The sequence below is a fragment of the Rhodobacteraceae bacterium Araon29 genome (assembly GCA_039640505.1).
Lineage (GTDB): Bacteria > Pseudomonadota > Alphaproteobacteria > Rhodobacterales > Rhodobacteraceae > CABZJG01.
This window is the reverse complement of sequence record CP046865.1, coordinates 3,395,903-3,413,837: the sequence shown is the minus strand read 5'-3', so window position 1 is coordinate 3,413,837 and position 17,935 is coordinate 3,395,903. Positions and strand designations below refer to the sequence as shown.

Genomic DNA, 17,935 nt, shown 5'->3' with positions numbered 1-17,935 from the left:
GTTTACTGTCACGATAATAAATGGGGCTTGTTTTGCAAATGAAAACCCCTGTTTCAACAGATCAGCCCGCTGGTGTGAATTCTGATTTGCTAAAGCCTTGCAAATAGAGCAAAGCCGTAAGGTCCCCAAAATTCACCCTTATGTCACATTCGGCGGCAACGCTGGGTTTGGCGTGCAGCGCCACGCCGGCACCGGCGCGCCCCAGCATGCCCAGATCATTGGCACCGTCCCCCACGGCCAGCACATCGCTTTCGCTAATGCCGAGGGAAGAGGTAAAGGCCTCAAGCGCATCCACTTTTGCTTGCCGCCCCAATATTGGCAGCGCCACCTTGCCGGTCAGCACCCCATCTTGCATCAGCAGCTGATTGGCACGGTGTGTGTCAAACCCAAGCTTTTCGGCAATCACTGCACTAAAGGCGGTAAAGCCGCCGGACACCAAAGCGGCATAGGCTCCATGCGCCCGCATTGTGGCCAGCAAAACTGTGCCGCCGGGCATTAGTTCAATCCGCTCTGCTAGCACTTGGTCGATAATGCTCGCCGGCTGCCCTTGCAAAAGCGCCACCCGCTCATGAAGGGCTTGTTCGAAATCAAGCTCGCCGTTCATTGCCCGGGCGGTGATGTCTTTCACCCGCGCGCCCACACCGGCGTGATCTGCCAACTCGTCGATACATTCTTGCTGGATCATGGTACTGTCCATATCAGCAAGCAGCATTTTCTTGCGCCGGTTTTCTTCCGGCTGCACAATCATATCCACCTGCATACCCTGCAGATCTTGCCAAACCTGCCAGCGGTTTTCCGGCAATGCAGCACAGGAAAACTCGGCTGCTTCATCCGGGGCAAGCCACAGGGCATCGCCGCCGCCCCAAGCATTGCGTAGGTTTTCCAAAAGTGATGCATCAAGCAATCCGGGCGCAGAAATCAAGGTGACAGAAAACATAAGGCGGGTCCTTGGTTATTTTTCATAAAGTGTCGGCAGGGGCACTAAACCCCATAGAGGGTTTTCGCAAACGGCATTTGAATAAGAGTAACGCATAGTCTTTCCTGTGTTCATATCCGAAGCGTAAGCTGCCACACATCTAGGCCGCCTGATAAGCGGCGTATGTTGCTTTCAGGCCCTCGTCCAGTGCCATGAAATCAAACCCGCCATATCGGACCGTGAAAGCCTTAACCGACAAGCAAAGATTTTCGGTGCGAAACGGAAAGAACTCCCGCGGACTAATGCCAAGTTTTTCTGCATCTATCACATCAAACTCCCACTCTTTATGACCTGCTGCGCGCACAGCGGCCTGGCAAAATTGCCTTAGATCAATGCATCCTTCAGGTGCTATATTCAAGATCTCGGTTTGCGCAGTCGCTGCACTGCGATCAATATGAAGAATTGCCCCTGCCAAATCCCGCGCATAGACGAATTGTACTTTGCATGGCTTAAGCGGCAGAGGAATTGCGCGTCCTGCTTTCATACGGTCCCATACAAAGGCCTCTCGGTACGAACTGTTTTTCGGGCCATACACATAAGGTGGCCGTAATAGGGTCAACCTTGCGCCATGGGCCGTGAACCGCTTTAACACAGCGTGTTCGGCTTCATGCTTTTTGCGGCCATACTCCCCCCAATGCGCCGCGCCGCCGGTCAAAGAACTTTCTGTAAAACAAGCAGTAGACATATCTGAATAAAGCGCGGCGCTACTGATGTGAACCCAATGGTCAACCCGGTACATAAGCTGACTGTCGCAAATGCCGTCAATATCCCACCCCGACAAGGCGCATGTATCCACCAATAGGTCAAATTTCTGGTCTGCGATCAGGGCATTTAGCCTGCCCGTATCATTACGATCAACCAACAGATTAAATTGCGCCCTACGGCAGAGCGTATTTCTGCTCATGGAATGGACGATATATCCCGCATCCGACAAAACCTCGACGATTTGGTGCCCGATAAAGCCACTTCCCCCGATGACCAACGCATGGCGCCTTGCATGTTTCATAAAGTCAACTTTCCTAGCTTCATTTGGCCGGTCAGACCCCATCACCATCATAGCAAGGTTCTTCCCGCCTGATGCCGCAAACAACTGTGAATGTCACGCAGATATCTCTTGTGCCCTTCATTATCTCAATGCGCGCCCGGCAGCTGGGTCGCAACACTCTTTTTGCGCTGGGTTGTGGACACAAATTATGCTTCTTTTCTTTTGTTCAAATACTCAAATGAAGAGAACGCAAGCCAAGGCTCCAAGCTCGAAAAGGTTTCCTAGAGGCCCAAATTTTGCCAGGCTTGCCAACGGCCCTTGCCGCAAATTTGGCGATAAAACACCGTGTTTTTCCCACCGCTGCGATACCTCTGCGATACCGATGCCAAACCGACATGCTATTTTGAGCATTGGAAAAGGTTTCCGATAGTGGTCATTCACACCTTAAATTCGCAAGCCATGCGGCAATTTTGTACGTTTTAGCGCTTGTTAGCCCATGCCTAGAAGTATATCTCCGTCCGTGGGACACCCCTCCCCAACGAGGGGCACTTATCTGGAAGGATAGAATTGATGAGCATAAAAGAACCGGCAACGCGGCCGGTAAATCCGCGTTTTTCATCTGGCCCCTGTGCCAAAAACCCTACCTTTAAACTTGATAAATTATCTGGTGCGCCCTTGGGCCGCAGTCACCGTGCCGCGGTTGGCAAAGCCCGGCTGAAAGCGGCCATCGAAGGCAGCCGCGACGTGCTGGGCATCCCTGATGATTACCGCATTGGGATTGTTCCTGCCTCGGATACCGGCGCAGTTGAAATGGCGATGTGGTCGCTTTTGGGCGCTCGCAAGGCCACTATGGTGGCGTGGGAAAGCTTTGGCTCTGGTTGGGTCACCGACGTGGTTAAGCAGCTGAAAATAGACGCAGATATTCAAACCGCTGAGTATGGCGAGATTGTCGATATGGCTGCTTTAGACTATGCGAACGATGTGGTCTTTACTTGGAATGGTACTACCTCGGGGGTTCGCGTCCCTAACGGTGATGTCATTCCGGCCGATCGCGAAGGGTTGACTATTTGTGATGCCACTTCGGCGGCTTTTGCCATGGATTTGCCATGGGACAAGCTCGATGTAACAACGTTTAGCTGGCAAAAAGTTCTGGGCGGTGAAGCGGCGCACGGTATGCTGATCCTCAGCCCTCGGGCGGTGGAAAGACTTGAAAGCTATACGCCCCCTTGGCCTCTGCCGAAAATCTTTCGCCTAACCAAAGGCGGTAAATTGATCGAAGGCATATTTGAGGGCGCGACCATCAATACCCCCTCGATGCTGGCGGTTGAAGATTATCTACTGGCCCTCGACTGGGCACGTTCAGTGGGTGGTTTGGACGGCTTAATCCGGCGAGCCAACGCCAATACAGGCGCTATTGCAGATTTTGTAAAATCCCGTGACTGGATTGATTTTCTTGCAGAAAATCCTGTGATTAGGTCCAATACCTCGGTCTGTCTCAAGTTCACCGACCCACGAATTAGCGATCCGGCAGGATTTGCCAAAGCCGTGGCCAAGCGGCTTGATGCAGCGGATGCCGCTTATGACATCGGTGCCTATCGCGACGCCCCTGCAGGGCTGCGCATCTGGTGCGGTGGAACGGTTGAAACAACCGATATAGAGGCCATGCTGCCCTGGCTCGATTGGGCCTTTGAGAGCGAACTGAACGCCCAAAACCAAGCGGCTTAATCCCCCATATTCTGAACAACTATCCAAAGAAGGAGCGCCTAAAATGGCCCCCAAAGTTCTTGTTTCTGATAAGTTATCCCCCACAGCGGTCCAGATTTTCCGTGATCGCGGCATTGATGTCGATTTCGAACCCGATCTTGGCAAAGACAAAGAAAAGCTGCTTGAGGTTATCGGCCAATATGACGGTCTCGCCATTCGCTCGGCCACTAAGGTCACCGAGAAAATTCTAAATGCTGCGGGCAATTTAAAGGTCATTGGCCGCGCGGGCATCGGGGTCGACAATATTGACCGCGACATTGCCAGTAAGAACGGTGTGATTGTAATGAATACGCCGTTTGGCAATATGATCACCACAGCCGAACATGCCATTGCCATGATGTTTGCAGTGGCGCGGCAAATTCCTGCGGCCAGCGCTTCAACCCACGCTGGCAAATGGGAAAAATCAAAATTCATGGGCGTTGAACTGACCGGCAAAACGCTGGGCGTCATTGGCGCGGGTAATATTGGCGGCATCGTTTGTGATCGCGCCCGCGGGCTTAAAATGAAAGTGCTGGCCTATGATCCCTTTTTGGGCGCTGAAAAAGCTGACAAAATGGGCGTTGAAAAGGTCGAGTTGGATGCTCTTCTGTCACGCGCTGATTTTATCACGTTGCACGTGCCGCTAACCGATCAAACCCGCAATGTGCTGAGCCGTGAAAATCTTGCAAAAACAAAAAAAGGCGTTCGCATTATCAACTGTGCGCGCGGCGGACTGGTGGATGAAGAAGCGCTGGCGGATGCATTAAAATCAGGCCATATCGCTGGTGCTGCGTTTGATGTTTTCGCAGTTGAACCGGCACTTGAAAATCCGCTTTTCGATCTGCCGAATGTGGTATGTACCCCGCATCTGGGCGCAGCCACCACCGAGGCTCAGGAAAATGTTGCCTTGCAGGTGGCTGAACAGATGTCAGATTATCTTCTCACCGGAGCGGTGACCAATGCGCTAAACATGCCATCGGTCACGGCTGAAGAAGCCAAGGTTATGGGACCATGGCTTGAGCTTTCTGGACATTTGGGCAGCTTTATAGGCCAAATGACCGATGAACCGGTTAGCGCGATTAACATACTTTATGATGGCTCGGTGTCCGAAATGAACCTTGAGGCTTTGAATTGTTCGGTTGTCGCCGGGATCATGAAAAAGGCCAACCCCGATGTGAACATGGTCAGCGCGCCGTTTATCGCCAAAGAACGCGGTATTCAGATTAGCACCACCAATCAGGATAAATCTGGTGCCTTTGAAGGCTACATCAAAGTGACCGTTGTTACAGATCAGCGTGAGCGTTCAATAGCGGGCACTGTCTTTAGTGATGGAAAACCGCGGTTTATTCAGATTAAAGGTATCAATATTGATGCTGAAATTGGCGCACATATGCTGTATACCACAAACGAAGATGTCCCCGGCATTATCGGCACTTTGGGTCACACCATGGGTGAAAACGGGGTCAATATCGCAAACTTTACCCTCGGCCGCGCGGCCGCAGGCGCCGAGGCGATAGCGCTGCTTTATGTCGATCATCCGATCAAAGATCAGGTGGTTGAGCAATTGGCGCAAACTGGCCTGTTCAAGCAGGTCAAGCCACTGTCTTTTGATGTAGCATAATCTTTTTTTGTTGAACAACGAGGAGTAAAGCCCTTCTAAGGGGCTTTACTTGGCACATGGCTTATTCGCTATGGAGGTTTGATTGGCGGAATAGTATTCAGTTAACCGAAACTAAACACATTGACTTTCTGGAAAATCACTCAGCTGATTTACGCTCAATAGAAGGATCTACCGCAAGCCCTTTTGCCGCCTGCATGGTTAGCAAATCAATAAAGCGGCTGATGTCACCATCGGTTCCAACCCCGCCTTCTGGTGCGCCAAATACCGTTGTGGGCACTTTACGGTTGGCAAAGGCTTCTGCCCATACTTTTTGAACTTCGACATAGGCCGCTAATTTTTGCGCAAGCGCATTATCTGCCTCAAGGATGGCGGTTTTTTCATAGGCGGCGGCATCGGCGCTGACTTGTTTTGCTTGTGCGTCAATGCGGGCAGTTTCCAGTAAAATCTGCGCGCGCTCTTGCCTGATACGCGCCGACTCTCTCTCACGCTCGGCGGCCGTGATTGCCAGTTGTTTTTCGGTTTCGGCTTCGGTTGTTTTCTGAATTTGTTCAACTTTTGCGGCCGCTTGGCGCTCTGCTACTTCCCGTTCGCCGCGCGTGATGGCCAGCAGGCGTTGTTCTTCTTCCTGTACGCGCTGTTCGCGGGCGATAGCACGGTCTGCCGCTGCTTGTTGCCGCAGGCCCATGCGTTCCTGAAATTTAATATTTGGCCGCACATCTGTTACCCGCGCTGATGTCACGCTGATGCCAAATTTTTCAAACGCTTGTCTTTTACGCTTTGGCTGCCCAGTTTCATCCAGAAGCTTTTCAACAATAAAGACCGTTTTGAATTCATCGCCAAACTGCTCTTGATTTTCACCCAGCGCCACATTGGCGGTGCCGGCGCGACTGCTTTCGACTTTGACGCGTTTTTCAATCCGTCTGACCAGATAAATACCATCTGCCAATTGTCGCTCGAACTCGTTGTTAAATTCGGTTTTGCCGCCTTGAAAATAATCCTCTGCTGACATCAACGCCGCATTTGCGCCTAGGGTCTCCTCAAACGCTGGAACTAGTTCTGTGCGCAGTAGGTTTTCTGGGGATCGGTAAAGCCGCGCCATGGTTAAAAATCCCTCTTCGTCAGAAGGCAACTCAAACCGCGCGGTGGCCGAGACGACCGCATCCACTTGATCTAGAAAAACCAGTGATTTCGGCGGCAAATTTGCGCTCGTGGTCACGCTTTCCGTTTCGGCCCTATAGTCACCTTTACCGCCCTTTACTGCTTGCACGGACACCGCATTTTTCCATGCATTATAGCGGCCAAACAGATGCATGTTGTACCCTGTATCCGAGACCATTTTTTCTTCGCCTAAAATAGTCCGGACATGGTATTTAAAGCCAGGCTCAGCGTAAAAAAACATGCCGTTAAATGTAGAAATTATAAACAGCAGTAGCCCTGCAACTTTAACGCCCCAACCGACCATATTCACCACGCCGTCAAGATTTTTATTGTCGGGGAAGTCAAAGTTGTTGCGGATAACATATCCCGCGGCGATCACAAATAATCCTAAAATTGGCCAAAATATCATTTTTTATACCCTTAAAAAGCAAAAACTAAATTACACCGAAAGCACGATGCGGCTTTAATATGTTGAACGTAATAAGAGAAAAGATATAAGTAAACACACTGTAGGGTTTAATGGTGAAAATTTTTTGCTTTTCCATAGGCTCAATAGATTTCGCATTCAAAGCAAGGTCGTCACGCCTTGCTGCTGCTTTATCGAAAGACCAATTTTGAAGAAAGTTTTTTTTTAATGTCTGAACCCTCTTATCCTATTTATGCCGTGGGTGATATCCATGGCCAGTTGGCCCAGCTTGAGGCCGCGCTTATCGCGATTGAAAAAGACGGCGGCAAGGATGCAGCTGTTGTGTTTATTGGTGATCTTGTAGATCGTGGGCCAGACAGCCGGCAGGTGATTGAATTGCTTATCTCGCTTTGCGCCGAAGGGCGCAATTTCACCATCCTAAAGGGCAATCATGACCGGATGCTTGAATGGTTCATGCAAAGCCCACCGCGTCATGACCCGCGTCTTTTGGTTGGGCTACACTGGTTTCATGAGCGCCTTGGGGGGCGTGCAACAATGGCGTCATACGGGGTGGACGTGCATGACAGGCGCAACCTGATTGACGTGCATAAAGACGCACTGGAAAAGGTGCCTCAGGCCCATGTTGATTTTCTAAAGTCACTGAACATAAAACATGTGGTCGATGATAAGCTTTTTGTCCATGCAGGCATTCGCCCCGGTGTGGCATTAGATCAGCAAACCGAAGATGATATGCTTTGGATCCGGCAAGAGTTTCACGCGCATCAGGGCCCCCATGCCCATCTGATCATCCATGGGCATACCCCGATTGATACCCCGACCCATTATGGCAACCGGATTAATCTTGATGGTGGCGCTGGGCTTGGCCGGCCTTTGGTGCCGGTTGTTATTGAAGGACGGCAAATGCGTTCGGTATTGTAACAAGCATCCTGCGCCCTTGCTTTTTGGCGCGCTTTCAATGTAATGCAGCGCCCATGTTTACCGTTGCCGCGCTTTATCATTTTACACGATTTGAGGACCCTGCCGCCATACAGGGACCATTGCAGGAGAAATGCGAAGCGCTTGGCATTTACGGCTCTCTTTTAATTGCGAAAGAGGGCATTAATGGCACGATTTCTGGTTCGCGGGACGGGATTGACGCCATTCTTATCCATTTGCGCGGCCTGCCCGGGTGCAGCGACCTTGAACATAAAGCAAGCACTGCGAGCTTGCCGCCATTTCCGCGGATGAAAGTGAAGCTTAAAAAAGAAATCGTGACTATGGGGCAGCCCGATGTAGACCCAAAGGCGCGTGTTGGTCATTATGTTGAAGCGCAGGACTGGAACGCACTGATTTCGGCGCCAGATGTTGCTGTCATCGACACCCGTAATGATTATGAGGTCGGGATCGGCACTTTTGACGGCGCAATAGATCCGCAAACAAAATCTTTTCGCGATTTTCCAAAATGGTGGGAAGACAACAAAGAGCGGTTTCACAACAAACGCATCGCGATGTTTTGCACTGGCGGCATTCGCTGCGAAAAATCGACCAACTATCTGCTGAGCCAAGGGGTGGAAGATGTTTACCACCTGAAAGGCGGCATCCTTAAATACCTTGAAGAGGTACCGCAGGCGGACAGCAAATGGGATGGCGAGTGTTTCGTTTTTGATGCGCGGGTGTCAGTCGGGCATGAGCTTAAGGAAGGGCCGCATCAGCTGTGCTTTGCCTGCCGCCGCCCAATTCTTCCCTCAGATAAAGAGCGTCCGGAATACGAGCACGGCGTAGCTTGCCACCAATGTGCGCATGAAACCAGCGAAGCAGATAAAGACCGCTTTCGCGAGCGGCAAAAGCAAATTCGTCTTGCGCGGGAACGCGGCGAACAGCATATGGTTGGATACGACGGCAATTAGATGTCTTCATCCGGCAAGGTTAGCCCGCCATCTGACTGCAATGGCCAAAACGGGTTCATTGCAATTTCCCATACATGATCATCTGGATCGGCGTATGAGCAGGAAACTTAAAACTTCTTTTGTGATTTGCCGCGATATGTACGGGTACCTCCGCGCCCTGCGGTCGAGCGACCTTTGCTGCGGGGTCCTTCGCTGACTGCTTCAATGGCGGATTGGCGCGCAAGCGGGTCATCCGCGACGGCCAGATCAACTGCTTCAAGCCGCTTGACTTCATCGCGCAGCCGTGCGGCTTCTTCAAATTCAAGATTTTCAGCCGCCTTACGCATGTCACTGCGCAGCCCGTCAAGAACTGCTTGAAGATTTGCCCCTGCCATGGGCTTATCAATCTGGGCGGTGACGCGCGATTGATCGGTATCGCCTTTATAAAGACCTGCGAGGACATCCTCTACATTTTTTTGAACCGTTTCCGGCGTGATGTCATGCTCTAAATTATAGGCCTTTTGCTTGGCGCGTCGGCGATTGGTTTCCGACAGGGCGCGCTCCATCGAACCAGTGATCCGGTCTGCATACATGATGACACGACCCTCTACATTCCTTGCAGCGCGGCCAATGGTTTGCACCAAAGATGTTTCGGACCGCAGAAAGCCTTCTTTATCCGCATCTAGGATGGCAACCAGACCACATTCGGGAATATCGAGGCCTTCGCGCAATAGGTTGATACCGATGAGCACATCAAAAGCCCCAAGGCGCAGATCGCGCAAAATTTCAATCCGCTCAATGGTGTCGATGTCCGAGTGCATATATCGCACGCGAATACCTTGTTCGTGCAGGTATTCGGTAAGATCCTCAGCCATGCGTTTGGTCAGAGTGGTGACCAAAGTACGAAATCCACTGGCCGCAACCTTGCGAATTTCATCTAGCAGATCATCGACCTGCATTTCCACTGGCCGAATCTCGACCTCGGGATCCAAAAGACCGGTGGGCCGGATAACCTGTTCGGCAAAAACGCCCCCTGTGCGCTCGATTTCCCAGTTTGAAGGGGTTGCAGACACATAGACCGTTTGTGGCCGCATGGCATTCCATTCCTCGAACTTCAGCGGCCTGTTGTCCATACAGGACGGCAGGCGAAACCCATGCTCGGCAAGTGTAAACTTACGCCGATAATCGCCTTTGTACATCGCGCCAATCTGCGGCACGCTGACATGACTTTCATCCGCAAACACAATTGCATTATCGGGGATAAATTCAAACAGGGTGGGTGGCGGTTCGCCCGGTGCACGGCCCGTTAGATACCGCGAATAATTTTCAATCCCGCTACAAACGCCGGTGGCTTCAAGCATTTCAAGGTCGAAATTGGTGCGTTGTTCCAAACGTTGGGCTTCTAGCAGTTTACCTTCGCCAACCAATTGATCCAATCGTTTGCGCAACTCGTCCTTGATATTGATGATGGCCTGCTGAATTGTAGGCTTTGGGGTGACATAATGCGAATTGGCGTAGATTCTAATCTGCTCAAAGTTATCGGTTTTTTCGCCTGTCAGTGGGTCAAACTCTACAATTGATTCCAGTTCATCGCCAAAGAATGACAGCCGCCAAGCCCGATCCTCTAGGTGCGCTGGAAAAATCTCTAAACTATCGCCGCGCACACGAAACGAGCCGCGTTGAAAAGCCTGATCATTGCGGCGGTATTGCTGGGCGACCAAATCTGCCATGACCTGTCGTTGATTATAGTTTTCGCCGGCCTTTAGGTCTTGGGTCATGGCGCCGTAGGTTTCCACCGAACCAATGCCATAGATGCAAGAGACAGAGGCAATGATAATCACGTCGTCACGTTCAAGCAAAGCCCGCGTTGCTGAATGGCGCATCCGGTCGATCTGTTCGTTAATCTGGCTTTCTTTTTCGATATAGGTGTCTGAGCGCGGCACATAGGCCTCGGGTTGGTAATAGTCATAGTAGCTGACGAAATATTCCACAGCATTGTCGGGAAAAAACCCTTTGAACTCGCCGTATAGCTGCGCCGCCAAGGTTTTATTTGGGGCCATAATAATGGCCGGCTTTTGGGTTTCCTCGATCACTTTTGCCATAGTGAAGGTTTTGCCCGTACCGGTCGCACCCAAAAGCACCTGATCTTGTTCACCTTCTATAATTCCGGCTTTCAATTCGGCGATAGCGGTGGGTTGATCACCGGCTGGCGAAAACTCGGTCTGCATCTTAAAGGCTTTTCCGCCCTCAAGTTTCGGCCGAGATCGAACATCGCCCGTTACATGCCCAAGACTGTTTTCTGTCATAATTTGCTTTCCTATCTATGCTGTAGACTTAGAAATTATTTTTGCAGTGTCAAAAGCCATCACAATATTGGTTTTGAAAAAGAAATATTTTTCGAATTTACCTAGCGAATGATTCAGTGTTCATGTCAACTTGCTCTTGTTTATGGGGAATAAATCTAGCATATACCAGTGTAATAAGAGGACAAAGGCAATGCGTGCACGTATCTACCAACCTGCCAAAACGGCGATGTCATCTGGGACCGCAAACACCCGCTTTTGGGTGTTGGAATATGCACCAGACTCTGCCCGCGAAGTGGACCCTCTTATGGGTTGGACATCAAGCAACGATATGCAGTCTCAGGTGACCTTGCAATTTGAAAGCAAGGACGCCGCTTTGGAATATGCCAATGACCATAATATCAATGCAGATGTTATTGAACCAAAGAAGCGTAAAGTGAATATCCGTCAGCGCGGATATGGCGAAAATTTTGCCACTGATCGCCGCACAGTTTGGACCCATTAAAAGGCAGTCAATTGACTGCAGTTATGTGCAAAGACGACAGAGGTGTGTTTTGTGCATCCATGCATCTTTTGAAGTGTGGCTTGGACCGCGCTTTAGCGTTTGCGCAGTCCTGACCAATCTCCAACATCTGACGCTTAGCTGTTTACGCGCTTAATGGAAGGGATTAAACAGCAATTGCCTGAGCATGATTATCCAACTGCCCATTGGCGGCGGCTCTGGCACTGAGGCCAAACGTGGCTCTATGTTACCCTGGCGCGCGGATATGGCCTCTTTAACAGCTGCTTCAAAAACGTGATGCCTGCGGGTAAGGATGTGTTCAATTATTGCGATAAAACTGTAAGCGACTGTTTTTCGATCATGACTGGCGCGGTGTAGGCATTGGTGCCCAGCAGATTAAGTTAATCGAATGGTGTATAGACGCGGGTCGACATATCATGACGGGCCGAGAAGATACTGTACGGCTGGATAAGCACACTTTGGCTCCGTCAATGCTGCGTTGGTAAAGCACGCAGTGGAATTGTGCGATCAATACCGCCAGCCGTTGGCCAAATGGCAACAGGCGCGCACCATGCTAGCTTTGTGGGCGGCATAATTTTAAATTCACCTGTTCCCTCTTGGCCAGCTAGGTATTAGGGTTTTTTGGCGAAGATTAGTCAAGTTGGAAAACCAATGCGTCATGGCGGTCAAATTCTTGTCGATCAACTCGAAATTCAGGGGGTCGATCGGGTATTCTGTGTTCCCGGTGAAAGTTATCTGGCAGCGCTAGATGGGCTTTTTGATAGCAATATAGAAACCATAATAGGCCGCCAAGAAGGCGGCGTTGCGATGATGGCGGAAGCACATGGAAAGCTTACGGGCCGCCCGGGTGTTGCATTTGTCACCCGAGGCCCTGGCGCCACCAACGCCTCTGCTGGGGTGCATATTGCGTTGCAGGATAGCACCCCGATGGTGTTGTTTATCGGGCAGGTGGCAACGGATCAGCGGGACAGGGAAGCCTTTCAGGAAGTCGATTATCGCCAGATGTTTTTACCCTTGGCCAAATGGGTGACCGAAATTGATCGCACGGACCGTATTCCCGAATATATCAGCCATGCATTTCACGTTGCGATGTCAGGTCGGCCCGGTCCGGTGGTTTTGGCGCTACCGGAAGATATTCTGTCCGCAATGGCAGATGTTGCAGATGGCGCTCCGGCAAATCCAGCGCGCCAGACAGTATCACAAAACGCGGTTACTGAGGTGATGGACTGGCTAAAAGAAGCGCGCAATCCAATGGTTATTGTGGGCGGCGGGGGATGGAGTGCGCAGGCTGCAAAGGACTTGGGACGCTTTGCGTCTGCCCAAGGCTTGCCTGTTGGTACCTCGTTTAGGTGCCAAGATTACATTGATAACCGGCACCCCAATTATGTTGGGGACGTTGGTATCGCGCCCAATCCCGAACTGGGCGCTTTGGTGGCAGACTCTGATTGCATTTTAGTGCTTGGCGCCCGGCTTGGGGAAATGACCTCAGGCGGATATGAGCTGTTTGATATACCCACTCCTCGCCAAAAAATCATTCATATCCATGCCGACCCGAATGAAATAGGCCGCGTTTACCGACCTGAAATTGGTCTGGCCTGCCAATCTGGTGAATTTCTGAGCACTGCAATGGACCTAATTTCAGAGCAAAGCGCCGATAGGAGATCCGCGCCCCGTGCTGCGTATGAACGCTGGCAACAGCCGTTTCAAACCCCCGGCGCAGTCAAGATGGAACAAGTGATCACCCACGCATCGGAAGTTTTGCCGCATGATGCCATTATAACAAATGGCGCGGGAAACTATGCTGGCTGGCTGCACCGCTATTACTGTTATAAATCCTATCGCACACAGCTTGCCCCAACCAGTGGCTCAATGGGGTATGGGTTGCCGGCAGCGGTTGCGGCCAAACTGGCGTATCCTTCAAAAGAAGTGATCTGCTTCGCAGGCGATGGATGTTTTCAAATGACCATGCAGGAATTTGGCACTGCGGCGCAATATGGCGCTAAAGTCATTGTGATCGTGGTGAACAATGGGGTTTATGGAACAATCCGGATGCATCAGCAAAGCAGCTATCCAGAGCGGCCCTCGGGCACCACATTGCACAATCCAGATTTTGCTGGCTTGGCCCAATGTTATGGCGGCTACGGTGAGCATGTTTATAAAACAGAAGAGTTTCCCGCCGCTCTCGAGCGCGCGCGCGCTGCCAGTACATCCGCGATTATCGAACTTCATACAGACCCAAGCGCGATCTCTCCGCGCACTGCTGGATAAACCCTAAAGGCAATGACCAACCTCAAACAATAGTATTCTTAATTTCAGCTTGGACCTACAACTGTACAGGTGACATTACGGGCTGCTAATCTTTCGCACGCGCGATCCGCCGTATCCTGACTAAGCCCAACAAAAGTTGCTTCAAAACCAAGCTTCCCTTTTTGAACTTTGCGCAATGACCCGTTCAAAGTGCTCATTTCTGCAAGGGCAGTTTTAAGCAGCATTTTTTCCGCCGAAAACTGGGTCGAAAAACGGCCAACATTAATTGCCCAGTTTTGACCACCAGAGGTGGATAGGCGGGCCACAATTTCTGGTTCGGACGGTGTGGCAATTGGTGCTATTGTCTGGTTGGAAAGTTTTGCTGGCCGGGCTTTGGGGACAAGACTTGATCCATTAGAGGTCGATATCTTAGGCGTATTCGCCACAATCAAAGCGGCGGCTATTTCGTCTTTTAAATTAAGTGTCGCAACCTTAAGCGGCATGCTTGTATTGGTTGGTCTTGCCTTTGGCCGCAGGCTTTTGTTGACAGCAGTTTTAAAGGTTGTGCGTTTGCCAAAAGTGCCGTTCTGGGCAAGCCGTGAATAATCTGGTTTTGAGGGTTTCACCTCGGCAACAGCTGTGGGTGCTTTTTTAAATCCGAGATTCATAAGTTTGGCCACTTGGGCATTGCGGGTGGTGGTTGAGCGCCCACCAAAAACAGTGGTTATAATGCGCTCGCGCCCTCTTTCGGCGGAAGCCACTAGGTTAAAGCCCGCAGCGCGCGTATACCCAGTCTTGATCCCATCAGCACCCTTATAGTCGTTTAAAAAACGCCGATTTGTATTTCTGACTGTTCTTATTTTCGCATTATGCTCGCGGCGCGAAAATAAATGATAATAGTCTGGAAAATCATAGAACAAATGCCGTCCTAAGGTTGTCATATCGCGGGCGGTCGACAAGTGACCTGACTCTGTTAGACCATGGGCATTCTTGAACGTGGTGCGGGACATTCCCATCGCTTTTGCTGTCCGGTTCATCCGCCGCGCAAAGGCGGCCTCAGAGCCCTCTATTGCTTCGCCAAGGGCAGTGGCGGCATCATTGGCTGATTTTATCGCTGCCGCGCGGATTAAATAGCGAAGCTTGATACGTTGGCCTTGTCTCAACCCAAGCTTGGAAGGGGGCTCAGAGGCTGCTTTGCGCGATACGCGCACCATGGTATCGAGTGAGATTTCGCCGTTTTCAACGGCTTCGAACACCACATAAAGCGTCATCATTTTCGTCAGGGATGCTGGGTGAAGACGGGTATCTGCGTTTTCGGAATGCAGGGTTTTTCCCGTTCTGGCGTCGATCACCATAGCGGCATAGGGTGCGGCCATTGCGCTAAACGGCAAAATAACCAGCATCCAAATTGCGGTTGCTGCAAATAACCAAAACCGAGCCGGCTTGCTATGCCGTCTTTTCATGGTAACTGTCCTTGTCTGCCTCATGCCGCCATTTGTGGCTGGCTTTTTATTTTTTTCAAAGATAACACAACGCGATTCACGAATAAAGCCTTCAATTTCAATGGATTTGTGGGAATTTCGGATGTATTTAATAGCACATTTAGGGGTTCTTGGCTTGTAAACCACAACTAAAGGGTTTTGCTGATGTTCTTTCACCTAGCTTCATGATGTTTGGTGAGTGACAAGTTTGTAGTTCATCACAACCAAAATAGGCATTAGGCACGCCTTTCGCCTAGGCTTTGATCGCAAATCCTAAAGCCCTTAATTATGCGCCGTCTAAACATTTTTTAGTTCTGAATTGAATTGTTGCTATGCGGGGCTTTTCTCTGGCGTCGGACAGTTTATATAGTGATTCAGCAGAAATACCAATTTGGGGTCTGGATGACGGGTCTTGTATTTAAAATGACCAATAAGCCTGAAGGCGATAACGATCAGGATGTTCTGATTGATACGCGCGCCAAAACCGAGCGCCCCCGGCTTTATAAAGTCATGCTTTTAAATGATGATTACACCCCTATGGAATTTGTCGTTATCGTGCTTGAGCGCTTTTTTGGAATGAACCAGACGCAGGCGTTTGAAATCATGCTAACTGTGCATAAAAAAGGCTTGGCCGTGGTCGGTGTGTTTAGCCATGAAGTGGCCGAAACCAAAGTGGCGCAAGTTATGGATTTCGCCCGTCAGCACCAGCATCCGTTGCAATGTACGATGGAAAAAGAGTAAAGCATCTTATTAGGCGGACAATGGTACTTAAGTGTTTGATGCGCGATTTGAATTTAGCTTAAGGCAGGGCAAACTGGCGCTTCCCCAGAGTGGCAACTCTGCGGTCTTTTTTCCAGAGCGCTTAGAGGATGTCACGCCGCTAGCGCATCTTAAGCCCAAAATCATGCATAGGTTTAAGCCCCTCGTTGATCTTTTCCAAGACCAAGGGTTTGATCCCCTGCCATCTGAACCTGCTGATCTAGATGTTGCCCTTGTGCATTTACCACGGGTCAAACGTTTGGCCCGGCATCTGATTTACACAGCAACGCGCGCGACAGGCCGTGATGGAATCATAATCGTCGATGGCAGCAAGTCACAGGGTATCGACAGCCTGATAAAAGACTTAAAAACCCGCGTTGACTTAACGGGCGTTGTTTCAAAAGCGCATGGCAAGCTTGCGTGGTATCGCACCACCGGGGTCTTTGATGATTGGCAAGCCGATAATTTCAATCTGATCGAAGATGGCTTTGTAACAAAAACGGGTGTTTTCTCGGCCGACGGCATTGATCCGGCATCGCAGCTTTTGGCCGCTTCACTGCCGGATGATCTGCGCGGCAGGTACGCTGACTTTGGGGCGGGTTGGGGATATTTGACACGCCGATTATTTGACTATCCAGAGATTGAGCATATTGACTCCATCGAAGCGGATAGCGCGGCCATAGACTGCGCACGGCAGAATTGTGGAGACCGCAGGGTGGCTTTTCATTGGAGTGATGCCACCACATGGTGCGCCAAGACAGCGTTGGATGGTATAGTGATGAACCCACCATTTCATCACGGGCGGGCAGCTGATCCGACAATTGGACAAGCGTTTATTGCATCAGCGGCGCGAAATTTAGCGGCGAAAGGGCGTCTATTCATGGTTGCCAACCGGCAATTGCCATATGAGGCAGTGCTGCAAAGCTGTTTTGCAAATGTAAAGCAAATGGCGCAGAATAATCTATTCAAAGTTCTGTTTGCAAATCGCCCTCTCGAACATTTGCGAAAAACTCGCTAATCTCTCGCCGAGAATCAAGGAGCTGATATGTCATTCTCGATTGATGGAAAGACGGCAATTGTGACAGGTGCTGCCAATGGGATAGGCTTGGCCATTGCTCGGCATTTTGCCGAACATGGTGCCAATGTGATGTTTGCCGATATGGATGAGGCCAGCTTGCAAAAGGAAGTTGATAACGAATCCAGTCAAAGTAACTTACGGTATTTCGCCGGTGATCTGCGGGAAAAACTCACCATTGCTAACCTGCTATCAGCTACGCTTGATAGCTTCGACCGGGTTGATATTTTAATCAATGCATCGCGGCAAATGATGGCCTCGGACCTTTTGGATTTGAATGACAACTCGGTTGAAACTTTGTTGAATCAAAACTTCATGACCAGCCTTCGATTGTCGCAATTGATTGCCACCCGAATGATCAAGCAAAGCGGATCACAGACCGAAGGGCAGGCGGGCGCGATCGTCAACCTGTCCTCAATTGCGGCCCGTCGGGCGCATCCACAGCTTTTGGGATATTCTGTATCCACCGCCGCGCTCGATCAAATGACACGGGCCATGGCGGTGGCGCTAGCGCCGCACCGTATCCGGGTCAATGCGGTTGCTTTTGGTTCGGTGATGTCCGCAAGCCTACAGGATATGCTCAAAGACAATAGCGACTATCGCAGTGATATCGAAAAGCACACTCCGATGGGGCGGATCGCACCCGCTTCCGATGTCGCTGAGACGGTGCAGTATCTTGCCTCTGAAAGCGCAGGGTTTGTTACGGGCCAAATACTAACAGTGGATGGTGGGCGGACGTTGATTGATCCAGTTGAAGCACCGGCACACTAAG

General features: G+C 50.7%; 15 protein-coding genes and 1 pseudogene. 10 read left to right on the top strand and 6 right to left on the bottom strand.

Annotated elements, in window-relative coordinates; translation table 11 throughout:
- Positions 1-61: 61 nt before the first annotated feature.
- Both serB and GN278_16540 read right to left on the bottom strand, forming a co-directional pair.
- Positions 62-937, bottom strand: coding sequence for a phosphoserine phosphatase SerB (gene serB, locus GN278_16545; protein ID XAT62232.1), 876 nt, complete (start codon positions 935-937; stop codon positions 62-64).
- Between the two features lie 139 nt (positions 938-1,076).
- Positions 1,077-2,033, bottom strand: coding sequence for an NAD-dependent epimerase/dehydratase family protein (locus GN278_16540; protein XAT62231.1), 957 nt, complete (start codon positions 2,031-2,033; stop codon positions 1,077-1,079).
- Positions 2,034-2,531: 498 nt separating this feature from the next.
- Between GN278_16540 and GN278_16535 the strand changes: the two genes are divergently transcribed.
- Together GN278_16535 and GN278_16530 are read left to right on the top strand one after the other, a co-directional pair.
- A complete protein-coding gene (locus GN278_16535; GenBank protein XAT62230.1) occupies positions 2,532-3,686 on the top strand; it encodes a phosphoserine transaminase in 1,155 nt (384 codons plus the stop codon).
- 43 nt (positions 3,687-3,729) lie between these two features.
- On the top strand, positions 3,730-5,325 hold the full coding sequence (locus GN278_16530) for a phosphoglycerate dehydrogenase (protein XAT62229.1): 1,596 nt from the start codon (positions 3,730-3,732) through the stop codon (positions 5,323-5,325).
- 136 nt (positions 5,326-5,461) lie between these two features.
- On the opposite strand, the gene GN278_16525 is transcribed toward GN278_16530, so the two are convergent.
- Positions 5,462-6,787, bottom strand: coding sequence for a hypothetical protein (locus GN278_16525; GenBank protein XAT62718.1), 1,326 nt, complete (start codon positions 6,785-6,787; stop codon positions 5,462-5,464).
- 330 nt (positions 6,788-7,117) lie between these two features.
- Here GN278_16525 and GN278_16520 point away from each other — a divergent pair, with 330 nt between their 5' ends.
- Together GN278_16520 and GN278_16515 are read left to right on the top strand one after the other, a co-directional pair.
- Positions 7,118-7,828, top strand: a complete 711-nt coding sequence (locus GN278_16520) for a serine/threonine protein phosphatase (protein ID XAT62228.1) — start codon at positions 7,118-7,120, stop codon at positions 7,826-7,828.
- 53 nt (positions 7,829-7,881) lie between these two features.
- Entirely contained in the window at positions 7,882-8,796 is a 915-nt protein-coding gene (locus GN278_16515; GenBank protein XAT62227.1) for a rhodanese-related sulfurtransferase, read from the top strand.
- Here GN278_16515 and GN278_16510 read toward each other — a convergent pair.
- Together GN278_16510 and uvrB are read right to left on the bottom strand one after the other, a co-directional pair.
- Positions 8,793-8,891 (bottom strand): annotated as a pseudogene (locus GN278_16510) (VOC family protein). The gene GN278_16515 and the pseudogene GN278_16510 overlap by 4 nt on opposite strands.
- A gap of 12 nt (positions 8,892-8,903) precedes the next feature.
- The gene (uvrB, locus tag GN278_16505; GenBank protein ID XAT62226.1) at positions 8,904-11,081 is read right to left on the bottom strand and encodes an excinuclease ABC subunit UvrB; all 2,178 of its coding nucleotides are present in this window, start codon (positions 11,079-11,081) and stop codon (positions 8,904-8,906) included.
- A 190-nt stretch (positions 11,082-11,271) separates the two neighbouring features.
- On the opposite strand from uvrB, the gene GN278_16500 reads away from it, so the two are divergent.
- The 3 genes from GN278_16500 (at position 11,272) to GN278_16490 (ending at position 13,869) form a co-directional block, all read left to right on the top strand.
- Entirely contained in the window at positions 11,272-11,583 is a 312-nt protein-coding gene (locus GN278_16500; GenBank protein ID XAT62225.1) for an ETC complex I subunit, read from the top strand.
- 344 nt (positions 11,584-11,927) lie between these two features.
- On the top strand, positions 11,928-12,086 hold the full coding sequence (locus tag GN278_16495) for a hypothetical protein (protein ID XAT62717.1): 159 nt from the start codon (positions 11,928-11,930) through the stop codon (positions 12,084-12,086).
- A gap of 166 nt (positions 12,087-12,252) precedes the next feature.
- Complete coding sequence (locus GN278_16490; protein ID XAT62716.1) at positions 12,253-13,869, top strand: thiamine pyrophosphate-binding protein; 1,617 nt, start codon at positions 12,253-12,255, stop codon at positions 13,867-13,869.
- Between the two features lie 44 nt (positions 13,870-13,913).
- On the opposite strand, the gene GN278_16485 is transcribed toward GN278_16490, so the two are convergent.
- Positions 13,914-15,311, bottom strand: coding sequence for a D-alanyl-D-alanine carboxypeptidase (locus GN278_16485; protein XAT62224.1), 1,398 nt, complete (start codon positions 15,309-15,311; stop codon positions 13,914-13,916).
- A 420-nt stretch (positions 15,312-15,731) separates the two neighbouring features.
- Between GN278_16485 and clpS the strand changes: the two genes are divergently transcribed.
- From clpS to GN278_16470, 3 genes are read left to right on the top strand one after another with little or no spacing between them, the layout of a single operon-like run.
- Positions 15,732-16,070 carry an ATP-dependent Clp protease adapter ClpS gene (clpS, locus tag GN278_16480; protein ID XAT62223.1) on the top strand — a complete coding sequence of 113 codons (339 nt, stop codon included), beginning with the start codon at positions 15,732-15,734 and terminating at the stop codon, positions 16,068-16,070.
- Between the two features lie 31 nt (positions 16,071-16,101).
- On the top strand, positions 16,102-17,106 hold the full coding sequence (locus tag GN278_16475; GenBank protein XAT62222.1) for a methyltransferase: 1,005 nt from the start codon (positions 16,102-16,104) through the stop codon (positions 17,104-17,106).
- Between the two features lie 27 nt (positions 17,107-17,133).
- Positions 17,134-17,934, top strand: coding sequence for an SDR family oxidoreductase (locus GN278_16470; protein ID XAT62221.1), 801 nt, complete (start codon positions 17,134-17,136; stop codon positions 17,932-17,934).
- Position 17,935 lies beyond the last annotated feature (1 nt).